A 25,828-nucleotide genomic window follows, 5' to 3' on the forward strand; every position below is an offset into this window, starting at 1 on the left:
CAACGAAGGTAACCAGCAAGTGACAAGAACCACCATGCCCAAGCCTCAAACTGAAATTTGGCACGATCACTGTTCTGATGACGTTGCCACGCGTTTAGAAACAAACGCTCAGAGTGGACTATCGCTGCTCGAAGTCCCGCGACGTCTCGACAAGCATGGTCCGAATCAGTTGACTCAGCGGGCCGGTGAGACACGGATGCAGATTCTGTTGCGGCAGTTTCAACAGCCTTTGGTTTATATCCTTTTGGCTGCCGTCGTTTTGACGCTGGTCTTACGCGAGTGGGCCGACGCGGCAGTCATTCTGGCGGTGGTACTCGTCAACGCCTGGATCGGATTCATGCAAGAAGCAAAAGCGTTGCAAGCGATCGATGCGCTTAGTCGGATCATGAACAACGAGGCGACGGTGATTCGTGGCGGTGAAACGGCTCAGATTTCGGCAACGGAATTGGTGCCGGGTGATTTGGTACTGTTGCAATCCGGAGATCGGGTCCCCGCGGACTTGCGTCTGGTGCGCGAGAAAGATTTGCAAATTGACGAATCGGCACTGACTGGCGAATCGGTGTCGGTCGAAAAGGAAACGGCGGCACTGCCAGCGGGGACCGTCCTGGCCGAACGTAATAACATGGCTTTCTCCACAACGTTGGTTACCTATGGGACGGGGGCAGGGATCGTCGTCGCAACGGGGGATCGCACCGAAATCGGCCAAATCAACGAGTTGATCGCATCGGCCGAAGTGCTGGAAACGCCACTTGTTCGGCGGATCAACGAATTAAGCCATCTGTTGCTGAAAGTCATTCTGGTACTCGCGGCGCTTGTCGCGATAGCGATCATGTTGCGTGGGGCGCCACCGGTCGAGGTGTTGCTGGCCGCCGTCGCTCTGGCGGTCGGAGCGATTCCTGAGGGGCTCCCGGCGGTTGTGACCGCGACGCTCGCCCTGGGTGTTTCTCGTTTGGCGCAGCGCCGTGCGATCGTTCGCAAGTTGCCGGCCGTCGAAACGCTCGGTAGTACTACCGTCGTTTGCTCCGACAAGACCGGCACGCTAACACAAAATCAAATGACGGTGCGCTCGATCTTGGCCGGTGGCAATCTCTACTCGGTTTCGGGGAGTGGCTATGCTCCCGAGGGTGGCTTCCACCGCGTCAATGATTCAGACACACTGATTGATTCCGGCGATCAGTCGGTCGAAGCTTCCGCAGACGATACCCTGATGGAAACCCTTCGTGCCGGTCTCCTCTGCAATGACGCCCGCTTGGTCAAAGATGATGAGGGTAACTGGCTGGTCGAAGGCGATCCGACCGAAGCGGCGTTGCTCGTATCATCGGCCAAGGCGGGGTTTATTCGAAAAGACGAAAAGCACCGCTTTCCGCGTCTCGATGCCGTGCCGTTTGAATCACAGCATCAGTACATGGCAACTTTGCATCGCGGGGCAGATGGTAGCCGTGTTTACATGAAAGGCTCTGTGGAACGCCTATTGCCGCGTTGTGTCTGTGACGCGAACGGTTCACCGCTTGATCCGCAATTGATCGAACGGCAGGTCGCAGCGTTTGCCGAAAAGGGACAGCGAGTTCTCGCGCTCGCCACCAAGAGGATGCCGGCAGAACAAAAAACACTTGATCATCACGACTTGCAGGGTGAGTTGAGTTTTTTAGGGCTGCAAGCGATGATCGATCCACCACGTCCCGAAGCGATCACTGCGGTAGCGGCATGCCACCAAGCCGGAATTAAGGTCAAGATGATCACCGGTGATCACGTCGTGACAGCCACGGCGATCGCTACACAATTGGGTTTGGACGGGGTACGGGATGAGGCTTCGGGGGCGCTCGTCGGGTTGACCGGGGCTGAACTTGAAGTGATGACGGACCGGCAGTTGATCGAATCGGCTGAAGCGACGGCGGTCTTTGCTCGTGTATCTCCGGCCCAAAAGTTACGACTGGTCGAAGCACTGCAAAGCCGCGGGCATGTCGCCGCGATGACTGGTGACGGAGTCAATGACGCACCGGCGCTTCGTCAAGCCAATATCGGTGTCGCGATGGGAATTACGGGAACCGAGGTCACCAAGGATGCCGCTGATATGGTTCTCACCGACGATAACTTTGCTTCGATCGAAGCCGCGGTCGAAGAAGGTCGAGGCATCTACGATAACTTGATTAAATTCATCGCCTGGACATTGCCCACTAATCTTGGCGAAGCGGGCATCATTCTTGTCGCCGCGTTCCTCGGGTTTCAATTGCCCATCACGCCACTGCAAATTCTATGGATCAACATGTCGACGGCAGTTCTGTTGGGGGCCACGTTGGCGTTTGAGCCCAAAGAGCCGGACATTATGAACCGACCGCCTCGTGACAAAAATGAAGCGATCCTCACGAAACCTTTGATGTGGAGAACGCTCTGGGTAGGCAGCCTGCTCGTGATTGCGACGTACTTTGTTTTTGCGTTCAAAAAATCACTTGGAGTCGACATGGATTCGGCTCGTACGGCGGCAGTGAACGTGATCGTCCTTGGCCAAGCATTCTACCTGCTCAATTGCCGCTCGCTTCGGCATTCGATGTTTCATGTCGGCCTATTGAGCAACCTTTGGTTGTGGGGAGGCGTCGTGGCAATGATCGGTCTACAGTTGATGTTCACCTACCTTCCTGTGATGAATCAGCTCTTTGGATCGGCACCGACGACATGGCGTCCATGGGTTCTTGCGATCGCCGCCGGATTACTTCTTTACGTATTGGCCGAAGTCGACAAATGGCGACAACGTTCCTTCGTTGCTTAGCCAACAAGAATGGACCTAAACGGGTTGATTGAACAGCCTCGTGCTTCGTCAAACTTTGGAATGCGGATAGCCGTATCGCGTTGGCCACGGTTTCGGTGTAATCACCGGGGCTAACGCTCGTTGGCGGATGAGTCGAACCCGAACCTAGGGTCTAGAGGGAGCACTCGATCAAACGGTCTAGTCTCGAGCGGGGATTGTGAACTGCGTAGATGATACGGACGTTTAATCGACCGGAGTTCGAATAGAAACTTGATCGTCGTCCAACAGTCAGCGCCGACGACACGCAACAACACGCAAGAATGGTTCGCCGTTCAGCTGCCTTGGGATGATTCATCTCGCATCGTCCGCTGCACCACCGAAAACAACATCGCTGTGCTCCATCCAAAGATCAGCATTCCCAACGCAGCCTGGATCGCGCCTAACATGCGCCAGGGGGAATTTAAGACGATGTCGCCGTATCCGAGTGTTGTGAATGTGACGGTCGAAAAATAGATCGCTTCCTCGACCGAGTTCAATTGCGGAATTCCCGGTAACATCCAGTAAGCGGCAGCCCACGAGACCACTTCGGTCAAATGTAGCGTTAACAAAAGTAAGACCGTATGGATGAGTACTCGCAGGCGAACACGGAAATGGCTCTGGTCGTTGGTACGGATCGCGTACTGACGAAGCCGACCGACCCACCAGGTCGTCCCTATCGCGTGGATACACACCGTAAGTGTGGAAAGAATTAGACCGGCAAGGATTGCAATGACCATGAAACGACGACGTTTGGGTGAGTTTCAGTCATTCGAACTGGCGAGGCGTTGCGTTCGCCAGGTTTATGACAGATCATTGCTTTTCTCCCACTGCAACCGTTGGCACTCTAGTCGGTGAAACACGAGTCTTTGGGTCGAAACATCTGGATAACACCCTCCCGCTTGCGGGAGCGGCGGACGAGCAAACGGCCGGGGAGGGTGCCCTCTCCGGGCCCGAAGGCCCGACTCTCCTGGTGGGAGAGTGAAATGACTTAAAGCCGAATCATTCGTGTTCAACTGCTTACCGCACCACATTTGGGTCGTTCTTCATGAAGTCTGTGCACTCGCTTTGGCCAACTAGAAGCGATTGATCGACCTCGCTAGACTATTGGGGACTTCTGCCGTGTTCAAGTGCTTGGCGTTCGAGTCGCATTTTTCGTCGAGTGAATTCCGATGGTGCGGATCGATATTGGGTAATTGGTGCCGACACTTCGCCACGATCAAACACATCCGTTTAACTAGACGGCATCCAGGTGGCTTTGAATCTTAAGACTAACAGTTGGGCGTTCCTTTCATCACTCTGTCTCGCGATTGGGATGATGTCTAGCGGATGTTCTCGGCCGGACAACGATTTTGTCGAACCGCCTCCGCCAACGGTGACGACGGCGAAGCCGGTCCAGCAAGACATGACGTTGTTCTATGAAAACAACGGAGAAACCGAGGCAACGAACAGTGCCGAGGTCCGTGCCCGTGTTCGTGGCTTCATCGAAGAATTGATGTTCGAACCGGGGCAAGTCGTCAGCGAAGGCGATCCGCTATACCGAATTGAACCCGAGCAATACGCCGCGGCGAAAATGCAGGCGGAGGCTCAGGTCGAATCCGCGACCGCGTCGATCTCCGCGGCGAAGGCTGCGAAAGAAGCCAACGCGGCTGAAGTCGAGCGATCAGAGAATGAGTTGAGACGCTTCAAGAAGTTGTTGGAGTCGAATGCGGGCTCGCAGTCGGAGTACGATCAAGCCTTGGCGGCACGCGACGCTGCCGTCGCACAGAGCCGTGGATCGGACGCCGCGATCGAGCTTAGCCAAGCGGAACTTTCGGTGGCAAAGGCGGCTTTGGCCCAAGCCGATCTGGATCTGAACTACACGACCGTTCGGGCTCCGATCTCCGGACGTATCTCACGGACACTGATCGATCGCGGAAACCTCGCCGACAATGGATCTTCGTTGGCATCGATTGTCGACCGTGAACGGATCTATGTTTATTTTACGATTGACGAACGGACGTTACTGGAGTTGATGAAACAGCGTCCCGAGGATCGCCGATCCGGCCCGGTCGATTGGTCAAAAGTACCGGTGTATCTGCAACGCGATGAAGCGGACAGTCAGTGGCGAAGGGGGAAGCTGGAATACGTTGATCAAACTGGGATCAATCAACAAACGGGAACGTTGTCGTTGCGAGCCGTGTTTGATAACCCCAACGACGACCTGCTACCGGGGATGTTTGTCACCGTTCGTTTGCCGGTCAACCAAGTCAAGGACGGGGTGCTGGTTCCGCAACGAGCGATCATGGGAAGTCAGCAAGGTCAGTTTTTGATGGTTGTCGGCAGCGACAATCGAGTCGAACAACGCCCGGTGCGATTGGGGCAAAAACTTGACGGCTGGGTTCTCGTCACCGACGGTCTTGATAAAGACGAGCAATTCGTTGTCGATGGCATTCAACGCGCCCGTCCCGGTGCGGCGGTGGATCCCAAGTTGACTGAGCTTTCTACCGACGACAGCCCAATCTTGAAAGCTGCGATCGAACTGAAAGCGGGTTCAGAATCGCGACCTTCGGAATCAAAACCGGAGTCCGAGACTGCTCCGGTTCAATCGCCCGGTAACGGGGACGCCGAAAAAAACACCGGTGGGCAAGCTGATTCGCCACAGGAAGTTGAGTCTGCATCGTAATGTCACGCTTCTTTATTCACCGGCCAATTTTTGCCACCGTGATCTCGATCGTCATCGTGATCGCGGGATGGGTTTCGTTTGGTGTTCTGCCAATCGAGAAATTTCCACCGATCTCCCCGCCGACCGTTCAGGTGACGGCAACGTTCCCCGGGGCGAATGCACGAACGGTTGCCGAAACCGTCGCCGCACCGATTGAACAGGCGGTCAACGGCGTTGAAGATATGATCTACATGTCTTCTTCGAGCACGAACGAAGGCACGTACACGCTGACGATTACCTTCAAAATCGACGCCGATGTCGACAATGCTACCGTCCTGGTGCAAAACCTTGTCGGTTCGGCCGAGGCCAAGTTACCCCCGGAAGTCCGTGCTCAAGGTGTAACGACAAAAAAGACATCGCCGCAAATCATTCAGTTTCTTGCAATCACCTCGCCCGACGGAGCCTTCGACGCCCGCTACCTAAGCAATTATGCGCTGGATATCCAAGATGAAATCAGTCGGATCGATGGTGTCGGCAGCACGCAGGTGTTCGGAGACGGCGACTACAGCATGCGAGTTTGGTTGGACCCGCGTAAATTAAAACAACGTGGTCTGACCGTCGATGACGTGACTGCTGCGATCAAAGAGCAAAATGTGCAAGTCGCGGCCGGACAGATCGGAGGCCCTCCCGCCCCAGATGGGACGCCGTTTCAGCTTTCGGTCAATGCCGCCGGACGACTGAAGGACGCAGAAGAGTTTGCAAACATCATCATTCGTACCGGTGAAAGCGGCAGTGTGCTGCGGGTCGGTGATGTCGCGAGGGTCGAACTTGGCGGCGTGACCTACGCACTGACCGGTCGGTACATGGGGCAACCGGCGGCGATCATGGGGATCTACCAGCTTCCCGGTGCGAACGCGTTGTCCACCGCCGAAGCAATCCAGAAACGACTGGAGGAACTGTCGAGTTCACCGAGTTGGCCGAAAGGCTTGGAATACAACATCAGTTACGACGCGACCGAATTTGTCGTCGCTTCGATCGAAGAAGTCTATTCGACGCTGATGCTTGCCATCGTTTTGGTCGTTTTGGTGATCTTTGTCTTCTTGCAAGACTGGCGAGCGACCATTGTTCCGGTAGCCGCGATCCCCGTCTCGCTGGTCGGCACGTTTGCGATCATGAGCGGAATCGGATTTTCCCTGAACATGCTGTCGTTATTCGGTATCGTTCTAGCCATTGGAATTGTGGTCGACGATGCGATCGTGGTGGTCGAAAACACCAGCCGCCACCTCGAAGACGGTTTGTCACCGAAAGACGCCGCGGTCAAGGCGATGTCGGAAATTACCGGGCCAGTCATCGCCACCACGCTTGTCTTGCTTGCCGTGTTTGTTCCCTGTGCCTTCATGGGAGGAATCACGGGGCAATTGTTCCGACAGTTCGCGTTGACGATCTCCGGCTCAGTTGTCATTAGTACGCTCAACGCATTGACGCTCAGTCCCGCGCTGTGTGGTATTTTTCTTCGTCCACCGACCACCAACGAGAATCGCTTCGTTTTCTTTCGCTGGTTTAACCAGATCTTCGATCGAGTCACCTCGGTGTACGGCGCCGTGATCGGGCGCTTGGTTCGCATGACCACATTCGTAGCGATTGTCTTTGTCGGGTTACTCGCACTGACAGGCTGGTCATTCCTGCAGATTCCCACGGGATTTGTGCCGGACGAAGATCAAGGCGTGGTTTTCGTCAACGTTCAATTGCCGGACGCGGCAAGCAAAGAGCGAACCGACGAAGTCATGAAAGACCTCGATGGTATCCTCGCAGAAACTCCAGGTCTGGAAAGCTGGATCAGTGTTACGGGGTACTCCTTGCTCGGCGGAACACAAGGAAGCTATGTCGGTTTCGCTGTTCTCATTCTAGATGAATGGTCGGAACGGCAGTCTGACGAAACAAGTATTCGAGCAATCCAGCAGTACCTACAATCAAAACTTGCGTCCGAACAGCGGGCCATCATGTTTTCTTTTACGCCGCCAGCGATCGACGGATTGGGGATGGCCGGCGGTTTTTCGATGGAGATTCAAGACCGCAGCAGCGGAAGCTATCAGCAACTACAAAACGTGACCGATAACGTGGTTGAGGCGGCGAGGGGCCAATCCAACCTCGGGGGAGTCAACACCACATTCCGTGCGAGCGTGCCGCAGTTGTTCGTCGATGTCAATCGCGTGAAGTCGAAATCGATGAATGTTCCGCTGACGAACATCTATTCGGCACTGCAGTCGTCACTTGGTGCCGCCTATATCAATGACTTTACCTACAACGGCCGAACGTATCAGGTCCGGATGCAGGCGGAGCCTCAATATCGTGATTCGACCGATGACATTAAAACCCTCGATGTAAGGGACAGTGCCGGCAACATGGTTCCATTGGGAACGTTGCTCTCGGTTAAAGACGACTTTGGCCCGGACGTGATTCGTCGATTCAATTTGTATCCCAGTGCAACGATCACCGGTGCCGCCGCACCGGGCGTCAGCTCTGGCGACGCGTTGACTTTGATGGAAGAAATTGCCGGCGCTAGCTTGCCGAGTACGTATGGCTTTTCTTGGTCGGGGATGTCGTTCCAAGAAAAGGCGGCTGCGGGCGGGCAATTCGCGATATTTGGACTCGCGTTCTTGTTTGTTTTCCTGGTGCTCGCCGCCCAATATGAAAGCTGGACGAGTCCGGCCGCTGTGGTTGCGGTCGTGCCGTTGGCAGCGCTCGGCGTGGTCATTGCGTTGTACCTTTCCGGAAGTGACAACAACACCTACACGCAAATCGGCATCGTTCTGTTGGTGGCACTGGCCAGTAAGAACGCGATCTTGATTGTAGAGTTCGCCAGTGAGCAGCGCCGTGAGGGACTGGGAATTCGAGATGCGGCTGCGAAGGCAGCAAGTCTGCGGTTTCGAGCCATCTTGATGACCGCGTTTTCTTCAATCCTAGGGTTTCTCCCTTTGCTGATCGCCAGCGGTGCCGGGGCGGCAAGTCGTCGAGCCGTCGGTATGGCGGTCGTCGGTGGAATGTCAGCGGCAACCGTTTTCGCGCTGTTGTTTGTCCCGACGTTCTTCGTCGTCTTCCAAGGTTTAGCTGAGCGTTGGAAGCCGCAAAACGAGTCTGTCAAGCCATCCTAAAACGAACGCTGATTCCCGGCGAGGTAAACCATGACAGGCCGTAAAAAAATCTGTCAGAAAACAGATCCATCGCAACGGCGGATAGCAACAGGTGCTTCGTCTAGAAAAAAAACGTGGGCTCGAATATCGGCCAACGTGCGGTGGCCTTAGAAATTGCACGAATACCGTGGCGTCCGCCAATTGGCTTATCTTCCTTGGAATGTTGACAGAACATTAGGGTTTGGGGGTGTCCAGCGACCGAAAGTGATCTTTAAGTTGGCGCCGCTGCTTGGGATCGGCAAACGGCGGATCGGTGACTGCGACCCACGCGTCGATGTAGCTTGATGGGGAATAATTATGTCCGAATCCGATCGGTACGGTCGTTGCCATCGGGATGTCGAATCCGATTTGTAAGAACGTGATGATCGGATACCACCGTAACTGCGATGAAACATCAGGACCACGCGAATCCCCCAGCCACCGCGGGCGACTCCAGGCTAAGTCTGGCGAGAACCAAACCATCGGATCGCTTGCATGCTGGATGTAGACGTTGCGCATCGGTCCCCAAGGACGATCGGGTTCAAGTGCGTTTTCTTGAGCGGTGAAACGCAATAATCGTCCGTCGCGAAACTTAGGGAGCCAAACCGGAGTTCCTTCCACGCGATTGTTGATCGCTTGCCGCCAACGCCGGCTGGGAAACGGTGGTCCGCTCCACACCGCTCCGTCGATCGGATCTTCGAACACGGTGTAGATGTCTGAGCAGATCTCTGAACCGAGCGAACCAAGGCTCAACCCTTGCAGGTACAACTTTGGCCGCGACGTTTTGGGCAGGGTTTTCCAGTGCGAATAGACTTCGTCGAAGAGAGCTTGCGCGGACCGAATCGAACGTTCGGGATCGATCAAAATTGTGATCCAACTCGGTAAGTACGAATACTGTGTGCTGACGATCGCCGTATCGCCACCGTGAAGGTACTCGATCGTATCGACTGCCGAAGGATCTAACCAACCAGTTCCGGTCGGTGTGGCAACGATCAAAACAGATCGTTCGAAGCCGCCGACCCGTTTCAGTTCTTCGAGCGCAAGCTTGGCACGATCTTTCGGCGTGGGACGAGAACGCAAGCCAACGTAGACGCGAATCGGATGGTCCGCGTCGCTTTGCCAAAGCGTTTCTATGTCGGTTTTGGTGGGGCCACCAGCGAGAAAGAACTTTCCTTGGCGGCCAATCGAATTCCAACTCACCAATGATTCATCGCTTCCGGTTAGGAACTCTTCCGTTGGTTTCGCCGGAACTTCATCACTTATCTCGTCAAGATTGGCAAAGAAATGATCGGCTGCGTTGAGCAAATTCTTAACGATCAAGTCGTTTGACAAGGTCATGATCACCACGCTGACAAACACCACCGCGACAGCTGAAGCGATCCTTCGTGGAACGAATCGGTCGAGTCTGTCCGCGACGAACCGGCAACTCCATCCAAACGCTCGTGCGAATGCGACAAGTATTGCGCCGACGGCGATTGCAATGATCGCGGTGCGGTAGGGATAAGCGGATTCTAGAGGCTCCATCTGCATCAGCTCTCGAATTGAATTCTGCCAGGCAGTCATACGCCAAATGAATCCAATGAAAACAACGGCGACCAAGACGACCGTGATACGCTTGGCAATCACCTGAACTCGGCCTTCCGGTTCGCGCAAGCCGAGAAACTGATACGAAAACAGTCCGGCAAGGCCGACGCCATAACCAATCGCCAACGAAAATCCTGAGAGGATTCCTTGAACGACGAAGGTGCGTGGTAGCAGCGACGGCGTCACCGAAGCCGCGAAAAACAAGCCGGCGACGCTAAGCCCAACGAATGAAAATGAATTCTTGTAGTCGAGCAAGAGTTTCTTCATCGTCGCTCCCTGACGCGGGCAAAGGGTGTGAAAATCTTACGGCCAGCATGGAAATCATCTTCGCAGAAATTTCATGACCCGGCTGATCGGTTGGGCTTAGCGATTGGGCATAGCTTGGGTCAGGCGAGTCCAGCCCCGCGTGGTGCTGCTAAACGATTCACGGCGAACCGATCCGCCCGGGCCGACCAACTCGACCGACGTAAGCCATCGTCAGTATCTGTAAACAACACGACTGAAACAAGCGACTCAGCTAAGGAAGAAATTCAATCGGAACGAGGGCACAAACTTGCTTGTCGCCAGATTTGAGATGTATGATGGACCGTCAAGCGTCGGTGTTAGGCGGCTAATTCCGAATGATACGGTACCGCTGGACACCCGGTGCCACTATTGCCACGGTGCGGCCATCCCCACCGAATTCGACCGCTCAGCGGGCAAACGCACCGACGAAACCGACCGTAACCGCGATGTATTCCGAAGCTCGCCGTGGGCTTTACTATCTGCCGATCGTTCATGTCAAACCGAGCTAGTTTAAAGGCTGTCTTCATGAGTCGTTTTCTATTGTCGTTCTGTGGACTATTGATCGCGATCGGCGTGTGCGGTTCCGCGATCGCGCAGGAAGATACCGGCGCCGAAAAAGCGACTGGTGACAAGCACGCGTCTGCGACTGACGACGCGATCGCCGAGATCGAAGCAGCGGTGGAGAGTTATCTGAATAGTTTCCGGGCAAAGGACGTCGACGCGTTGGTCAAGCATTGGACTGCCGAAGGCGTTTACGTTAATCGAACGTCCGAGGAAAGAACCGCCGGGCACGCCGACCTGAGGGCACAATTCGAGCAACACTTTTCCAGTGATGTGGCGTTCGAGCTTGACTTGCAAACCGAGTCGATTGATTTGGTTTCTCCGAACGTGGCGATCGAACGCGGGTTAGCGACCGTTTTAGTTGAGCAAGCTGAATCGATTCAAATGACCTATCAGGTGGTCTACTTAAAACAAGAAGGACGCTGGCTGATCGATCGTGTAACTGAGGAAGAGATCGAGCGAACTCCTGAAGGCATTTTGCAGCTACAGCGTCTTGAATGGTTGGTCGGTGATTGGATCGACGCCGACGAACAAACCGCAGTCGAATTCACTTGTGACTGGACAGAAAATAAAAGTTATCTCTATCGCAAGTACAAAGTCATTTCTGAAGGCGATGTGGATTCGTCCGGTTTGCAAATCATCGGCTGGAATGCTGCGACAAAGGAAATTAATAGCTGGCTATTTGATTCCGATGGCGGATTTGTAAAAGGGATTTGGCTGGAACGCGATGGCCGCTGGACCGTCTCTTCGGTCGCGACACTCAACAACGGATCTCAAGGCTCGTTCGTCAGCGTTTACACCCCGCAAGATGACGGAACGTACCGCTGGAAAAAGATCAATCGTGTGTTGGACGGGACGCTCTTGCCCAGTCTTGACGAAACGGTTGTCCGACCACGCTAACCTCACCAGCGTCAGATAAAATCCACCCACTCACAGAGTCATATGATGAAACGGATGTTACGAGCAAATTTCGCTTTTCTGGCGCTGGCTTTCCTGACAACGCACTGCTGTCACGAAGTCTCGGCTCAGCGAGGCCGCGTCGGTGGTGCGCGTGGCGGTGGCGGGGCGCGTCCGTCAATAAGTCGTCCTTCGATGAATCGCCCCAGCCCATCGATGAGCCGGCCGAGTTACAACCGCAGCCCTTCGATGAGTCGACCCAGCCAGATGAGTCGCCCCAGTCCATCGATAAGCCGGCCAAGCCCTTCGATCCGCCCCTCCACGCCGAGCAGTCGCCCAAGTTTTCCATCGACGCGGCCAGGATCCCCGACGACCCGGCCAAGTTCTCCGGCAACGCGCCCGAACTTTGGTGGCACTCCGTCGCGTCCCGGCATCCAACCCTCTCCGGGGAGCCGCCCCAACCTTCCGACGAACCGACCGAGCACCCTGCCCGGAAACAGCACCCGCCCTGGATTCCCCTCTCAACTTCCCGGACAAGGCAGCCGGCCGAGTGCTCGTCCTTCGTTTCCGAGCAATCGCCCCGCGTCGCGACCTTCTCAAGGGCAACTCAACGACTTTCTAGATTTGAATCGGCCTTCGACTCGACCATCAACCCGACCGGGCAATGCCGCTGGCGACTTTCTTCAAAATCGACCACGACCTTCCACGCCAGGAGCCGCGACACGACCTGCGCCAAATCCGGATCGCCCCGGACAAAGACCTCCCGGTGCTGGCTCAGGTGATCGTCCCGGCCCAGGTGATCGTCCCGGTGCAGGTGATCGTCCCGGTGCAGGTGATCGTCCCGGTGCAGGTGATCGTCCCGGTGCAGGTGATCGTCCCGGCCCAGGTGATCGTCCCGGCCCAGGTGAGCGTCCCGGTGCAGGTGAGCGTCCCGGTGCAGGTGGGCCGACTGATCGTCCTTCAACCCTGCCCGCAGATCGGCCGCCCAACAATCGTCCACCGGGTTATCGGCCGCCCGGATACCGTCCGCCGCCGCATCACCGCCCGCCAGGCTATCGGCCTCCGGGGAATCGTCCTCCTGGATATCGCCCACCGGGGCAACGACCACCAGGCTATCGTCCCCCTGGCTATCGACCACCTCCGCCGGCTCATTTACCAATCTACAATCGTCCGTTTTGGAGGCCCGGATGGCACTGGAACTGGAGTGGCTACCGGTACAATTGGTGGACTTGGGCAACGCCCGTCGCTCTGACCAGTTGGTGGGCTTATGGCAACAACAGCCAACCGGTTTACTACGATTATGGCAACAACCTGTATTACGAAGGTGACACAGTCGTTTACAACGGTGAGACCATTGCGACCGCAGACGAATTTTCGGCCCAGGCTCAGGAAATCGCCGCGAGTGTCCCCGAAGTCGACGTCGACGAAATGGAATGGTTACCGCTAGGAGTGTTCGCCCTGACCGACTCAGAAGATTCCGACGTTGAAAACGCAACCCTTTTCTTACAGCTTGCGGTTTCCAAAGAAGGAATCATCGCCGGCACGTTCCAGAACACTGCGACCGACAAGACCATCGAAGTCGAAGGCATGGTGGATCAGGATTCGCAACGTGCCGCCTGGGGGCCCGTCGGTGAAGAATGGCCAATCATGGAAACTGGGATCTACAACCTAACGGAAAATGAATCGGGTGCACTGCTGCATTTCAGCGAAGGCCAATCGCAACAGTGGACCATGGTACGTCTCGATGAGCCGGAGTCTCAGTCGAGTTCGAAGCAATAAGAATTCGCCTTGCCGCTAACTCGCTCCCATTGCGAATCCGTGGCGACGCGCCAGCCGGTGGACATCATCCCCGGCTATGGCGGATCAATATAAATTTGAATTGCAGCCAAATACAAACGCTCGGACTCTATTTCGCCTTCCTCATTGGCGATCGCAACGAAGACGCGATCGACAGGTTCATGCGTGGTCATTATTTCCTGCCTGGGCTTGTTACGTCGCAGCGGTGATTGCGATCGATATCTCGCGTACCGCCGTCGTCGTGGCTGGCGGAAGCCCCGGTGGCAAACATTCGATAGAAGGTGTCAACTTGATACCCTTCGTTACGGGTGAAAAGGAAGGCATGACTCACGAAGCTTTGTTTTGGCGAATCAGTTGCACTGTGCTTTACGAAAGTCCCTTTTACCCGTGAGCGGCTGATCCACCTCGACTCCAACGTCAGAGAGCCTACCGACCGAACCTGCATTGTCAGCAATCACTGTCAAAGTACCTTCCGATTCGATTACGACGGCATCGACAGACTCTGGATCGGCAATCCCTTTGGAGCGAATTGCGGCAACGACTTCTTCCTGGGTAACGCGCTGCCGCCGAAGGACATCGTCCAAGTACCGGCCTCGAAAAAAGATCAAGGTGGGCTGCGCTTTGATGAGACGTTGGAAGCTAGCGGATCGTGTCGCTAGAAACGTACAAACTAATTGCAAGACAATGAGCAACGCCAGCGCGACGACGCCCTGCGCGAGAGAAACGTCACGTGAGATAAGCACCGTCGCCAGCGTCGACCCGAATGCAACCGTGACAACGAAGTCAAATGCATTCATCTTTGAGAGCGTGCGTTTTCCGCTGACGCGCAACATCATGATCAATGCGATGTAAGCGAGTGTCCCCAGGATCGTCGTTCTCAGCAACGGTGCCCAGCCGTCAAAAAACATCTTTTGGTCAATCATCACTGTCTTCGTACCAAGTCGTTGAAATGGGGCCATGCATCGCAAGGGGGCTCAAACCGGAGTCCTTCCTCCGGTGCATCCGAATACTTCGCCAGTGACGTAGCTTGCCTCTGGACTTGCCAACCAGACATAAAGCGGCGCAAGCTCGATCGGCTGAGCCGGACGGCCGAATACCGTATTCGCGCCAAATTGCTCGATTTTTTCCTTCTCCATCGATCCTGGAATGAGAGGCGTCCAGACCGGCCCCGGTGCAACAGCGTTGACCCGGATCCCATGCTCGATAGCTAGTTTCGCCAAACCTTTTGTCATTCCCAATAACGCGGACTTTGTTGCCGAATATGGCAAAAGGTGTGCTGACGGGTTGTACCCTTGGATCGATGCTGTGTTGATAATGGATCCTCCTGCCGGAAGCTTGCCGATCGCCGCCTTGCTTAGCCAAAAAGGAGCATACACATTTGTTTTGAAGATTCGATCGAATAGGTCAGATGAAAATGCTTCGACCGATTCGCGCGTCTCTTGGTATGCGGCGTTGTTGACCAAGATATCGATCGAGCCAAGTTCGTTGACGGAATTGTTGATTAATTCCTGGCAGTTCGATTCGGATGTCAAGTCAGATTGAAACACAGCAGATCGCACTCCGCAATCATCAACCAAGTTTGCAGTCTGCTCCGCATCGGCAGTTTCGCTCAGATAGTTGATCGCCACATTTGCCCCTTCCCGCGCAAAGCAAACCGCGATCGCGCGTCCGATCCCACTATCCGATCCGGTAATTAACGCATTGAGCCCGCGTAATTTACCGCTTCCTTGATAGCTGGATTCTCCGTGATTCGGCGTCGGGATCATTTCACTGGTCTTACCCGGCATCTTGATCTTGCTTTGTTGGTCAAACGGTGGCTTCGCGTAGATCTCGCGAGGGTCTTTTAGTTCGATACGTTCTTCTGTGCTTAACATTGACATTGCAATTTCTAAATTTGGGGGTGGCGGAAACAACTTGGATTCGTAACAGGAGCAAATTCTGCTCTGATCTGTTGATAAACTTCGCTGAGCCTCTGCTCACTGCGTCAACGTTGTTCGAAGCGGCATCGGCGATCGAATAAACAGCGTTGACGCACCGACGATTCTGCTCGGTCTCATTTCAAGTAGCTATTCGCTGGACGCTCGCTTTTTTTGCTGGTTGCAAGTTTTGAGCCAATGCCTTGCGAAGGAAACATTGCGAGGAAGACATTTCTTATGAATCTGGTCTGGGGTCATGTCGAGACCAGAAGTCTGCTTCGACTCAACAGCCAACGGGCGTTCGCCCCGGTTATTGCACGGAAATCGCGGCCAACGCCAATCCGCAAATCAAACTGCAAACGTCGACGAATTTTTCGCGTTCGTTTGAGGAATGCAAATTGAGGGCGAATTCAGATGCTCTCTTGCGCGACCGAGCGGGCTTCGCTGAATTGCAGTAAATCAGCCCAGGGAATGAAAACTCCCACGAGGATCGGCATGGCGTTGGATCAGAATCAGACGACGCGTTGGATCATCTGGTTCCGCATTGCTCTTTCTGCAGACAACATCGCCAAAGGACCGCCATCTGTGCGCCGGGTCACTGACTTGTTCACTCGTCGCACGACTTCAAAATTGGACGAAAAACTGGTGTAGATTTGTGATTTGAGCTTCGTCAGGTTGAAAAATCGAGCTGGCAGAGGACATTAGTGCGGACTCGACTTTTTCATAGATTCGACCTCGCGAACCATCAATCAGGAGATCAACGTGATCCAATTAACTTCTCCATCCACGATTGCGTTCCGTTGGCTAGGATACCTCGGGATTGCCGTCGGAGTTTTCTGCTTTGGCGTGAACGCAAATGCGCATTATCTGTGGATCTCCGTCGATCACGAGCAGGAGCCAAATACCGGTACCAACATCTATTTCGAGGAGTCGGCACGGCCGGGCGACGGACACTACCTCGATCATTTTTTGGGAAAAAGCGATGTTTGGATCCGAACGATTGAAGACCCTGCCCCGGAACCTATCCGCGCCAAAGAGGTTAACGAAGGTGAACTTCGTTGGATGCAGGTCGGACTGCCAAAAGCCGAGGAGTACAGCGTCGACTCGTATGGTAAATTCGGAGTGTACGAATATGGGACAACAAAGGTGTTGCTCCACTATTACGCGCGAAACCTGCGAGTGAAGTCGCACGATGCGATGCACGAACTCGGTTACGCCGAACAGTTGAACCTTGATCTAGTTCCCCACAACTTCGGGAACGACTACGAATTTACATTGCTCTGGAAAGGCAAACCTGTCCCCGACCGAATGGTGTTCATTCGAGGTGCGGATGGATTGCGAAAGAACGTCAAGACGGATGCGAAGGGCAAAGTCAAACTCACTCGACCTTCAAACGGCGACCTGACGTTGCGCAGCAGCGTGGAATTCGCTACGCCAGGCAAAGAAAATGGCGAGGCTTATGAGCTGGTCCGGCACAACATTACGCTGGTGTTACCGGCGATCAAATCCTGATCGGAACACGGCGGTGGGAATGATACGAAAGATCATTTCGAAACCAGATGGGTTACTCGTCGTTTGGCGACGCTTCATCAAGCTGATCGAGAACTGTTTCGGTAACCTGATCACTATAGGCGTTCAGCTTCCAGTGATCGGGAGACCAGCCGGAGAGAAAGCGACAAAAATCGGCCCACGCGACCGCATAAAGTTCTCGCCATTCGCGTTCGAGGGCAGAGAAGTCAATCCGTATTTCGCGGAATGCAAAAGCGTTTTCGAGCTGTTCAAAGTAGAATGACAACAGCGCGTCCTGCTGGCGGGCGGCTTCGCTTTCGTCAAAGCAACTGCTAATGAAATAGGCCACGTCCTTCATTCCACAGCCGCGTCCGACATACTGAAAGTCAACGGCGGCAACTTCCGCACGGGCGCGACCTTCAAAACAAAAGTTCGCGATTTTGGCATCGCCATGGACCAGCGTTTGAAATTTTGCTTCGTTCAATCGCCGGTCGATCGTCTTGGCTGCTCGCTTCAAACGCCCTTCCGGCATGGCGGCGAATTCGTCAGGTCGAGTGTCGAGGTTCCAATAGGTACCGATCGGCCAAAGTTCGGTTCCTGTTTCGTTAATGAACGTCGCATGAAAGTTTGCGAGCCATGTCAGGCATGCTTGTACGTCCTTTGTGTTTGCCTGACTCTTGCGACAATCGTAGCCTTCGAGATCAAGGTCACTTAGAATGAGCACCCATCCGCCGGAGTTCGCGATCTCATGCGATGCTACGAAACGTGGGACCGTACAGCGCCGATCGCATCGGTTCGCGAATGACTCGTAGAACGTTTTTTCAACTTGATAAGATTTTACCTTACGCTGATGGGAGATACTGCCTCCCCATCCACGACGGTTTGAACGTGCCCGCGATAAGTCGACATGTTTGATGACGACTCCGAGTGGCCGATCGTGTTCCTGTTCTTCGACACCGACTAGCTCGGCTCGCTGAATCACGCCGTAGCCGCTCCAAAGACTTTGAATCACGTCACCGAGCTCGACAGATTTGGCCCCCGTAATATGCCGGACGATTTCGGCGAGCGATTGCATGTGATGTGGTTCGTTGGTGGAACTGCTTTAATGGATGACGCTATGGCGGTCAGATTCTGCCGTTCGAAGGGGAATTCGCAATGGGTCTATCGGGTGATGCACCGGAACCCCAGTCGTTGCCCAGGCGGAGCCTCAGTTTGCGTTGCTTGCGGGGCCGATGTATTCCTTTGCGATCACGACGTTGTCAAAGTACACGATGTTTTCAGATTGCTTTGTCCAGCGATCGGTTACGTAGCTTTCCAGAGTCAACGCGTTAGCGAAAAGAGTTGAACTTGTTCGCCAATTGAAGCCTTTCCAATGACCGCGTAGCTCTCCATCAATCCAATAGGCTTGTTCGCCATCGTCCATTCCTGGTGTATTGTGTTGGATCATCATTTCAACGCAAATCCATTTTCCCCTTTCGATGTTCGGCTGTGTGTCTGGACGAAAGCCATTTCCCCAGTACTTCCCGTCCGGACTCGCCGACATCGTGTGCCAGTAGCTATAAAAGTTCCAGCGTCCCGGTGGATTCCATTTCCCCCAGTTGCCCCATGGCTCAATCGCTGTGGAAAAACGTTCTTCACCATTGGGACGCTTTCCGGCACCACCAAAGCCACTCCATCGCTCTGCCCCCTGAAGCGACTTGTTCGCCCGTAGCGTGCAGAAGTGATGCACGTAATCACAATCTTGGTCGAATTTGGTGTAGAAACGGATGAACAGGCGATCCGCAGAGGAGAACCACTTGGTAAAGCCACCGCCGGTGTTTTTGCCCAGTGTCGCCGTGACCTTCAATGATCGGTGTCCCAACTGGGGATGTTTCGTCGGCGAAGAATTGGCGTGTGGGTGAACGAACGAAAGAGCGTTACCGCGATCGTTGATTTCATCCCATTTACCTCCCAACGCTTCAACTTCAAAATCATCTGCAAAAACTACTTTTCGATGCTGCTCGATCCCTCGGTCAGCTTCGAAAGCTACTGCGAGTCCGTCCCCACTCGGCAACTGACTTTTGTCAACGGCACTGATCGGTGACTTAGGAATTGATTCGTCTTGCGCGACAACTTTCGCAGGCTCGGTTAGCGTTTGCGCACAACTGATCAGAAAGGCGACAGCCACTGCATGACTTGACCAATGACACATTGTATTCTCCTTTATCACAATTCGGTTTAGCGGTACAGCTTGTTCGACGTCGGATAAATCAGCCTGGGATTCCAATTGAGGCGATACACCGGTTGTGTGTCCCGCAAATCAGAGTGTTGGCGATGCAGATCCCACGCGCGCGTTTGGCTGACGGGCCGGTTCGAAGTCAAGCAGTGTATCAACGGTTGGGCCACGATGATTCTTTTTTGCGAAGGCCCACAAAATGCAATTGAAGTGGCGTTGCCGAAATATCGATCGTCAGTCGTGAACGGTCGAGCAAAACCTTGTCGCCGTTGACAAACGCGTCGGCGTTGACGAAGGAGTAGTCCGGGTGGAAAAGATTGACGGACTGTTTCCCAGCTGGCCATTTTTTTAATACGCCGTTCCCGTCATCATCTGTGACGGCCGCAAATCCTTGCTCGGTGACCAACAAGTACCCGACGATGTCGTCGTGGATATTGCACTTGATTTTCATCAAGCCCGGTTCGCTTCGATCGATCGAACGCTGAAAGAGCAAGGGGGGATCGAGTCTCGGCGTGAAACCTCGATAGAAATTGTTAAACCATTCCACATAGATGTTGTGATCGGCAGTTTGTTGCGCGTCGGTAGCGACAACCTCGAAAGTGTCTCCTTTTACCAACATCGAAATTCTTGGAGAAACACCTTGTGCATCCAGTCGAGCTCGAACCGTCTTCGGCATCTTTTCGACGGGGGGATCGACGACCGGATTTCCGCGTACACGTCGAACGACTACAAAATCCTCGAGCGGGGTTCGGCTGTTTTCGTTCGGCGATGAAAAGGTCACATTGATCTTGGGGCTCACATACAAGTGCGTCGCCTCTTGCGCAGCGAGTTCGCGATCACAAATCCCGCTGGCAATGCATGTAAAAACTAGCCCGGCGACCGATCGACTAGCGAATCCTTTCAATCCATGTCTTTGAGTCGATAACATCACTGATAAACATCTGCTGAGCCACCAGAATCGATCGATGGAGTTCTTCCGCGGAAACACTCCCAGCTTTGTTTTCGACATCCAATGTTCCCGTCGCATCGTTTAAGAACTCCACGCTATAGCCAAGGTGCATCGCTTGACGGGCTGTCGTATCGCAACAGACCTGGGTCATGTAGCCGGTAACGCACACGGTATCGATTTCGCGTTCCTTTAGAAACGAATCCAGCTGGGTATTGGTAAATGACCCCGGAAGTTGCTTGTCGATGATGATGTCACGTGGTCTCGATTCGACCTGTTCGTGCAATTGCCATAAATCACTTCCTTTGCAGAAAATCGGTGACTCCGGATCGGGCTGATGATGTCGTACAACAACGGTGGGTACATTTGCGTCATGGGCGGCATCCATGACGTTTAGGATTTTTTCAAGATGTCCCTCCGGGTGACGAACCGGTAGTGCACCCTCGAAATATTCACGCTGTACGTCGATGACGATTAAAGCTCTCTTCATGCGATTACCTTCCTGTATCTCTGGTCTTGCGAATCCTGATCCGAACGGCAATGACTGATGCAAACAAGGCCTGGCATACGTGCTAGCCTTGGGGCTCACTACGGCAAATACGAACGAGAATCGACATACGGTGAGCGCCAACAGCTCAGAATGAGTGTCAATCACTACTGACGCCCATTATGACAGATCTTCAAGGACGTTTGTTGGCTTCGAATCCGTCCGTGACAGAAGTCGTCGAGGTTTGTGGGATTCCCTGAGTTGTCTTGCGATTCGCGAAAGTAGCAGTCGCTTTGCGGTTTGGTCCCATCGAGAAACCGGTCGACGGCAAATTGCAATTTGGCTACGCTAGCCGTGAGGCACCCAGTTTTGACTGGTTTTGACGAAGCCGCCCTGACGCTAGCGAATCTGGTTCGCGGGTATGGTAGCATCCGCGTTAGTTTCATTTCCCCTAGAGGGATATCTCTTCGAGCGGTGATCGTATGTCGTACCGGCGTTGTGCACTTCTGCTGATCCCGCCAGCCACGGCTTCGCTGATAGCAATCGCATTCCTTTTTCCGAGGCATGCTTCGGTAACCTCCGACGACGTGGAGATTGTCGGAGAGAACAAATTTTCTGTCCTTGTTCGCTACAACGGTCATACCGGGAATCTTTACAAGTCGTTCGACGATGATTTTTCTGAACCCTCGTTTCGAAAATGGTTTGGTGAGGGGCGTTGGACGACCATCGATACCTTGTCACCAGCATCGCCCTCGTTGCAGGCTTACGTCGACCTGCGGAGAAGTATCTTTGCGGGGCAAAGTGACTTTTTGGACAATCGCATCGAAGCCGTTGATGAGCACGCGAAGTTCATCGCCGTTGCTCCTTCTAAAGACATGGTGACTTCCAAATCGCTCCTCGAACACAACCAGCTTTGGTTCGTCAAGGGTGATGACCTTTGGTACCGTGGGCGATACTGTTTCAATGAAGGCGTTCCTTTTACGATCGCAGACTTTCAGGAACGCGGTCGTCACAACAGTCCCGGGCCACGGATCACACTCTGGGAGCAAGAGTACTTAGGCTATGAACTCAAGTCCGGGTGGAAGCCTAAATTGCGTCAGCGTAAAATGAAAGTTCCGCGCGAACGGTGGTTCACGTTGACCGTTCATTTGATCCTTGATGATGTCGAAGGGAATGTCCGAATTTGGCAGGACGATCAGCTTGTTCTCGACGAATCCGTCGCTACGCTACCGGCGAGCAACTCGATACTGAATGCTTTAGAAGTCGGGATTACGGCAACGGATGCCGCGTGTGAGGTACTTGTCGATGATGTTGCCATCTCTCATTCTCCGCTCGCTGAGCTTTCGATGGAGACGTCGCAACCATAGATCGAAAAGCGCGCGCTTCGTTCACTTGCGACAAGCTTGCTTACAAAAACGACTGAGTCGCTGTTGAGGAGTAGCAGAGCTGTCTTAACTTCGATCGCGGTCAGCGCCCGCTACATCGAGATGCTGTTGTTTGCGAAGCCGATCCACATCCCTCGCTCATTCAAGGATTCAGAGATTGCTTGAACTCACCAAATCGAGTGCTCGGCGTATCGCGCTGGCGGCTCAAGGTTTTGCCCAAGCCCGGCCCAAGGGAAATGTGACTCGCCGTCATTTTCGTCGCGCACTCGATCACATGCAGGTGCTTCAACTTGACTCTGTGAACGTTGTGTGCCGATCGCACTTTTTGCCAATGTTCGCGCGTCTGGGCTGTTTTGAGCGATCCAAGTTAGATCATTGGCTATGGCGCAGTCGCGAAAATGTGGAATATGTCGGACACGAAGCTTCGATTACGCCCTCATCGACGCGAGCTTTGTTGGCTCATCGGTTCACCGAGAACCGCTGGGGACGGGAAAAGATTGAGCGTGATCATCCGGATTATGTTCAGGCGATCTTGGAGGAAGTTAGGGACCGGGGCGCTCTGTCCGTCCGCGACCTATCTGACCCAGGTAAACGGAGCCATTCTTGGTGGGGCGGTCCGCTGGGTAAGAAAACACTCGAGTGGCTTTACACCTCCGGTCGCCTCGCGATCTGCCATCGCGATCAGAGTTTCGTGACCCACTACGACCTTCCCGAACGTGTTCTTGATGAGGCAACGTTCAAGACAATGCCCGTCGAACGACGCGCCGCACAGAAGGCTCTACTGATGATCGCCGCACGCTCACACGGCATCGGAACGGTGGATGATCTCGCCGATTATTATCGTATCCGGATGCCGGAAGCTCGTCCGTTGATTATGGAACTTGTCGAGGAAGGACAACTTCAAACGGCTCGCGTGGAAGACTGGAGTAAGCCAGGTTTCCTTCATCCGCAAGCGAAACGCCCACGCCAAATTCACGCCCAAACGTTTCTTAGCCCCTTCGATCCGATTGTTTGGTATCGACCTCGTGCCGCACGTTTGTTCGATTTTCAATATAAGATCGAAATCTACACGCCTGCCGAGAAACGCATCTTTGGATATTACGTGCTCCCATTCCTTTTCGGTGATCGGATCGTTGGCCGTGCCGACATCAAGGCCGATCGGCGAGAAAGCACCTTGCTGGCCAAGGCTTGCTACCTCGAAGCGAATTCAGATGCCGAAGCCGTTGCCCCGGCCTTCGCCGCAAGCTTGAAGGAACTTGCGATATTTCTTGGACTCGATCGAATCAGCGTCGGTCGTAAAGGCAATCTGTCTCGTCAAGTCGCGAAGTCGCTTCGTGATTGATCCCGTCGTTGGATGAATCGGAATGCCGTGGCTTCTGGTACAGGCTTTATTCGAAACTTGGACTAGTCGCATTGCACTCGCCGAGTTCAATTCATTTCAATCCTTTAAGAAAAGACGAATCGATGAACTTTCGCAACGACTGGTTTTCTCGCCTGACCGGTTTTTCCGAACGTGGACCCGACGAAGTGCGTCAGCGTTTGACGGTTCGGGGGGAGCAACTTCATAGCTTGGAAAACGGCCGTACGTTTCGTTGTGGTCGGCTGGACATCATTTCACTCGCCGAACTTCGTCGGCTTCTCGCAAACTTGCCTGATCCGTCTGATTCGAGCGGCTCAAGACTAACATGCGAGGAGATAGTCGGTGATGCGCAAACACTTCACGCCGACCCAAGTCACTCCAACGCAGTATTTCAGGTAGCATCGCAGTTTAATTTGCTGGAAATGGTTTCGCCCGCCATCAGTCCGGAAGCGGGCGTGACGATCTATCAGAACGATGCAACGCAGGGCCCCGCCTGTGCAATCGCATGTGGTGCCGGCACCATCTTCCGCAACTACTTCATTGAACTCGGTAGCCAGATAGGACAGACCGATACAGTGCAAGTTGACTGCTTATCAAGCGTCGGAACCGTGCTTGGCAACTCTGGCTCAAAGCTTTGGGAGATGAGAAACGGGTATGCGTTGCCGACGCGTGACGGTCTCGTTCAGATAAACGCAAAATTGGAAGCGATGTCTGACGCCGACCTCGACGATCTACGAACGAAGCTTAAGGTCGGAATTCAATGGAACACCGAGGTCACGCTCGCGAACGAACGATCACTCGCAGGCGACAGGCAACTGGTCACCCAGGTTTACTGTTCGGCGATGCCGGTAGCATATAGCGGGCAAAGCCCAACTCGCTGGCAACCCTTTGCCTCGCTTGTTTTAGACGCGGCTTACGAAGCTACTTTCACGGCGGCGGTGATCAACCATCACCAGTGTGGAAGTCCGAAGTTGTTCCTGACACTGCTCGGTGGAGGCGCGTTTGGCAACGAGTCAAGATGGATCACCGATGCAATCGAACGATCGTGTCGGCGCTTCGCACGGTTTCCACTGGACGTTAAAATAGTCAGCTTTCGTCGCTCAAATCCAGAGATACGCGAACTCGTTGATCGGATCGAATCCTCGCAGCTTTAAGTCGCTCGAAAGGTCGGAACGGGACGTCCGGGACGAAAGCTCTCCATGGTCTCGACCGACGTCGTTGCCGAAAGGTTCCCGCCCAACTCGGTCACACTTTCGGAGACGATTTGTTGAAGTGTTTCTGGTGCAACGCTGACGCGGGCATTGATCAAAATGGTGATCGATGAAGCGTTCGATTCCGACGTGACGGATAAAACCGTCGGTGTTTCACTGCTGACAAGGTTTGCGACAGCGACCGCGTCGGAGGACGAACACAGAACCTTCAAGTGTGCCGGCTCCGCATCGATTTGCAGCAGACGATCTCGAAGATCATTGACAATTTGGATCGCAACATCATCAATCGAAACCGATTCCGTGCTTGATAGTTTAACCGTTGCGTTCAACCATCCGAGTTCGGCTTCACCTTCGGCATAGACATCGTAATCGACGTCCATCAGATGGCTGCGGTCACCGGCGTCTTCCGCGAGTACATCGTACAAGGCTTCAAAATTTTCTCCCGTCTTCGCTGAGATACCGATCACGGGGCGTCCGGGATATTGTTCTTCGATAGACTGCCGTAACTGTTGTTGCTGAGCGTCAGTCAGTTCGTCGATTCGATTGATCAGGATCAGTTCGCTCTCTTCCAACTGCTTTCGAAAGATGTACTCCGCTTTTTCCGAAAATCCACGGCCATTGACGCCGGTCAGAATTTTCATCCCATGACTTGGTTTAAGGACGACAGCATAGGGGCTATGAACAAACTTTTCTCCCAACCGTTCCATCATAGGCAGCGCGATCGTGGCGACTAAGTCGGTGCAACTTCCCACCGGTTCGGCGAGCACGATGTCCGGCCGCTTGTCTTTCTCAAACGATTCCATCGCATCGGTCAGGCCATGAAAGTTACAACAAAAGCATGATCCCGCGACTTCGTTGACATTCAAGCCTTGGCTGCGCAGTAATTCGGTGTCGACCAATCCGGCGGCTTGATCGTTGGTCACCACGCAAACGTGTTTTCCCTGCTGTTGGAAATGCAAGGCCAACCGCGAGATCAACGTGGTCTTACCGGCGCCAAGAAAACCGCCAACCATGATGAAACGAATCGGCTGCGACATGAACGACCTCAATAACAACGGAGATAAAATCTGGATCCTCAGACA

At 54.0% G+C, this 25,828-nt stretch carries 20 protein-coding genes; 9 read left to right on the forward strand and 11 right to left on the reverse strand.

Annotated elements, in window-relative coordinates; translation table 11 throughout:
• Window positions 1–34 precede the first annotated feature (34 nt).
• A complete protein-coding gene (locus FYC48_RS08770) occupies window positions 35–2,764 on the forward strand; it encodes a cation-transporting P-type ATPase (protein WP_149496329.1) in 2,730 nt (909 codons plus the stop codon).
• 311 nt (window positions 2,765–3,075) lie between these two features.
• Here the strand turns inward: FYC48_RS08770 and FYC48_RS08775 are convergent, their stop codons facing one another.
• Window positions 3,076–3,519 (reverse strand): potassium channel family protein, encoded by a 444-nt coding sequence (locus tag FYC48_RS08775; RefSeq protein WP_149496330.1) that lies wholly within the window; start codon window positions 3,517–3,519, stop codon window positions 3,076–3,078.
• Between the two features lie 578 nt (window positions 3,520–4,097).
• Between FYC48_RS08775 and FYC48_RS08780 the strand changes: the two genes are divergently transcribed.
• On the forward strand, window positions 4,098–5,444 hold the full coding sequence (locus FYC48_RS08780; protein WP_235034154.1) for an efflux RND transporter periplasmic adaptor subunit: 1,347 nt from the start codon (window positions 4,098–4,100) through the stop codon (window positions 5,442–5,444).
• On the forward strand, window positions 5,444–8,575 hold the full coding sequence (locus tag FYC48_RS08785; protein ID WP_149496332.1) for an efflux RND transporter permease subunit: 3,132 nt from the start codon (window positions 5,444–5,446) through the stop codon (window positions 8,573–8,575). Before FYC48_RS08780 ends, FYC48_RS08785 begins: the two co-directional genes overlap by 1 nt.
• A 213-nt stretch (window positions 8,576–8,788) precedes the next feature.
• Here FYC48_RS08785 and FYC48_RS08790 read toward each other — a convergent pair whose 3' ends face one another.
• The gene (locus FYC48_RS08790) at window positions 8,789–10,444 is read right to left on the reverse strand and encodes an alpha/beta hydrolase (protein ID WP_149496333.1); all 1,656 of its coding nucleotides are present in this window, start codon (window positions 10,442–10,444) and stop codon (window positions 8,789–8,791) included.
• A gap of 543 nt (window positions 10,445–10,987) precedes the next feature.
• Between FYC48_RS08790 and FYC48_RS08795 the strand changes: the two genes are divergently transcribed.
• The gene (locus FYC48_RS08795) at window positions 10,988–11,923 is read left to right on the forward strand and encodes a YybH family protein (protein WP_160149407.1); all 936 of its coding nucleotides are present in this window, start codon (window positions 10,988–10,990) and stop codon (window positions 11,921–11,923) included.
• A gap of 227 nt (window positions 11,924–12,150) precedes the next feature.
• Here the strand turns inward: FYC48_RS08795 and FYC48_RS27680 are convergent, their stop codons facing one another.
• Window positions 12,151–12,354, reverse strand: coding sequence for a hypothetical protein (locus FYC48_RS27680; RefSeq protein ID WP_160149408.1), 204 nt, complete (start codon window positions 12,352–12,354; stop codon window positions 12,151–12,153).
• A 173-nt stretch (window positions 12,355–12,527) separates the two neighbouring features.
• Window positions 12,528–13,058, reverse strand: a complete 531-nt coding sequence (locus FYC48_RS08800; RefSeq protein WP_149496335.1) for a hypothetical protein — start codon at window positions 13,056–13,058, stop codon at window positions 12,528–12,530.
• A 290-nt stretch (window positions 13,059–13,348) separates the two neighbouring features.
• Between FYC48_RS08800 and FYC48_RS08805 the strand changes: the two genes are divergently transcribed.
• Window positions 13,349–13,699 carry a hypothetical protein gene (locus tag FYC48_RS08805; protein ID WP_149496336.1) on the forward strand — a complete coding sequence of 117 codons (351 nt, stop codon included), beginning with the start codon at window positions 13,349–13,351 and terminating at the stop codon, window positions 13,697–13,699.
• A 368-nt stretch (window positions 13,700–14,067) separates the two neighbouring features.
• Here FYC48_RS08805 and FYC48_RS08810 read toward each other — a convergent pair whose 3' ends face one another.
• Together FYC48_RS08810 and FYC48_RS08815 are read right to left on the reverse strand one after the other, a co-directional pair.
• On the reverse strand, window positions 14,068–14,640 hold the full coding sequence (locus tag FYC48_RS08810; protein ID WP_200836573.1) for a DUF421 domain-containing protein: 573 nt from the start codon (window positions 14,638–14,640) through the stop codon (window positions 14,068–14,070).
• 51 nt (window positions 14,641–14,691) lie between these two features.
• A complete protein-coding gene (locus FYC48_RS08815; protein WP_149496337.1) occupies window positions 14,692–15,597 on the reverse strand; it encodes an SDR family oxidoreductase in 906 nt (301 codons plus the stop codon).
• 798 nt (window positions 15,598–16,395) lie between these two features.
• Between FYC48_RS08815 and FYC48_RS08820 the strand changes: the two genes are divergently transcribed.
• The gene (locus FYC48_RS08820; protein ID WP_235034155.1) at window positions 16,396–17,145 is read left to right on the forward strand and encodes a DUF4198 domain-containing protein; all 750 of its coding nucleotides are present in this window, start codon (window positions 16,396–16,398) and stop codon (window positions 17,143–17,145) included.
• Between the two features lie 52 nt (window positions 17,146–17,197).
• Here FYC48_RS08820 and FYC48_RS08825 read toward each other — a convergent pair whose 3' ends face one another.
• The 4 genes from FYC48_RS08825 to FYC48_RS08840 form a co-directional block, all read right to left on the reverse strand.
• On the reverse strand, window positions 17,198–18,217 hold the full coding sequence (locus FYC48_RS08825) for a phosphotransferase (protein WP_149496338.1): 1,020 nt from the start codon (window positions 18,215–18,217) through the stop codon (window positions 17,198–17,200).
• A gap of 132 nt (window positions 18,218–18,349) precedes the next feature.
• On the reverse strand, window positions 18,350–19,333 hold the full coding sequence (locus tag FYC48_RS08830; RefSeq protein ID WP_235034156.1) for a hypothetical protein: 984 nt from the start codon (window positions 19,331–19,333) through the stop codon (window positions 18,350–18,352).
• A gap of 178 nt (window positions 19,334–19,511) precedes the next feature.
• On the reverse strand, window positions 19,512–19,976 hold the full coding sequence (locus tag FYC48_RS08835; protein WP_149496339.1) for a cupredoxin domain-containing protein: 465 nt from the start codon (window positions 19,974–19,976) through the stop codon (window positions 19,512–19,514).
• Between the two features lie 268 nt (window positions 19,977–20,244).
• A complete protein-coding gene (locus FYC48_RS08840) occupies window positions 20,245–20,793 on the reverse strand; it encodes a cysteine hydrolase family protein (RefSeq protein WP_149496340.1) in 549 nt (182 codons plus the stop codon).
• A gap of 479 nt (window positions 20,794–21,272) precedes the next feature.
• Between FYC48_RS08840 and FYC48_RS08845 the strand changes: the two genes are divergently transcribed.
• From FYC48_RS08845 to FYC48_RS08855, 3 genes are all read left to right on the forward strand, one after another.
• A complete protein-coding gene (locus FYC48_RS08845) occupies window positions 21,273–22,157 on the forward strand; it encodes a membrane or secreted protein (RefSeq protein ID WP_149496341.1) in 885 nt (294 codons plus the stop codon).
• 175 nt (window positions 22,158–22,332) lie between these two features.
• Window positions 22,333–23,517, forward strand: a complete 1,185-nt coding sequence (locus tag FYC48_RS08850) for a winged helix-turn-helix domain-containing protein (protein ID WP_149496342.1) — start codon at window positions 22,333–22,335, stop codon at window positions 23,515–23,517.
• A gap of 122 nt (window positions 23,518–23,639) precedes the next feature.
• Window positions 23,640–24,689, forward strand: a complete 1,050-nt coding sequence (locus FYC48_RS08855) for a hypothetical protein (RefSeq protein WP_149496343.1) — start codon at window positions 23,640–23,642, stop codon at window positions 24,687–24,689.
• Here FYC48_RS08855 and FYC48_RS08860 read toward each other — a convergent pair.
• Entirely contained in the window at window positions 24,686–25,783 is a 1,098-nt protein-coding gene (locus tag FYC48_RS08860) for a CobW-like GTP-binding protein (protein WP_235034157.1), read from the reverse strand. The genes FYC48_RS08855 and FYC48_RS08860 overlap by 4 nt on opposite strands.
• Between the last annotated feature and the right edge of the window lie 45 nt (window positions 25,784–25,828).

This window comes from Roseiconus lacunae (assembly GCF_008312935.1).
GTDB lineage: Bacteria > Planctomycetota > Planctomycetia > Pirellulales > Pirellulaceae > Stieleria > Stieleria lacunae.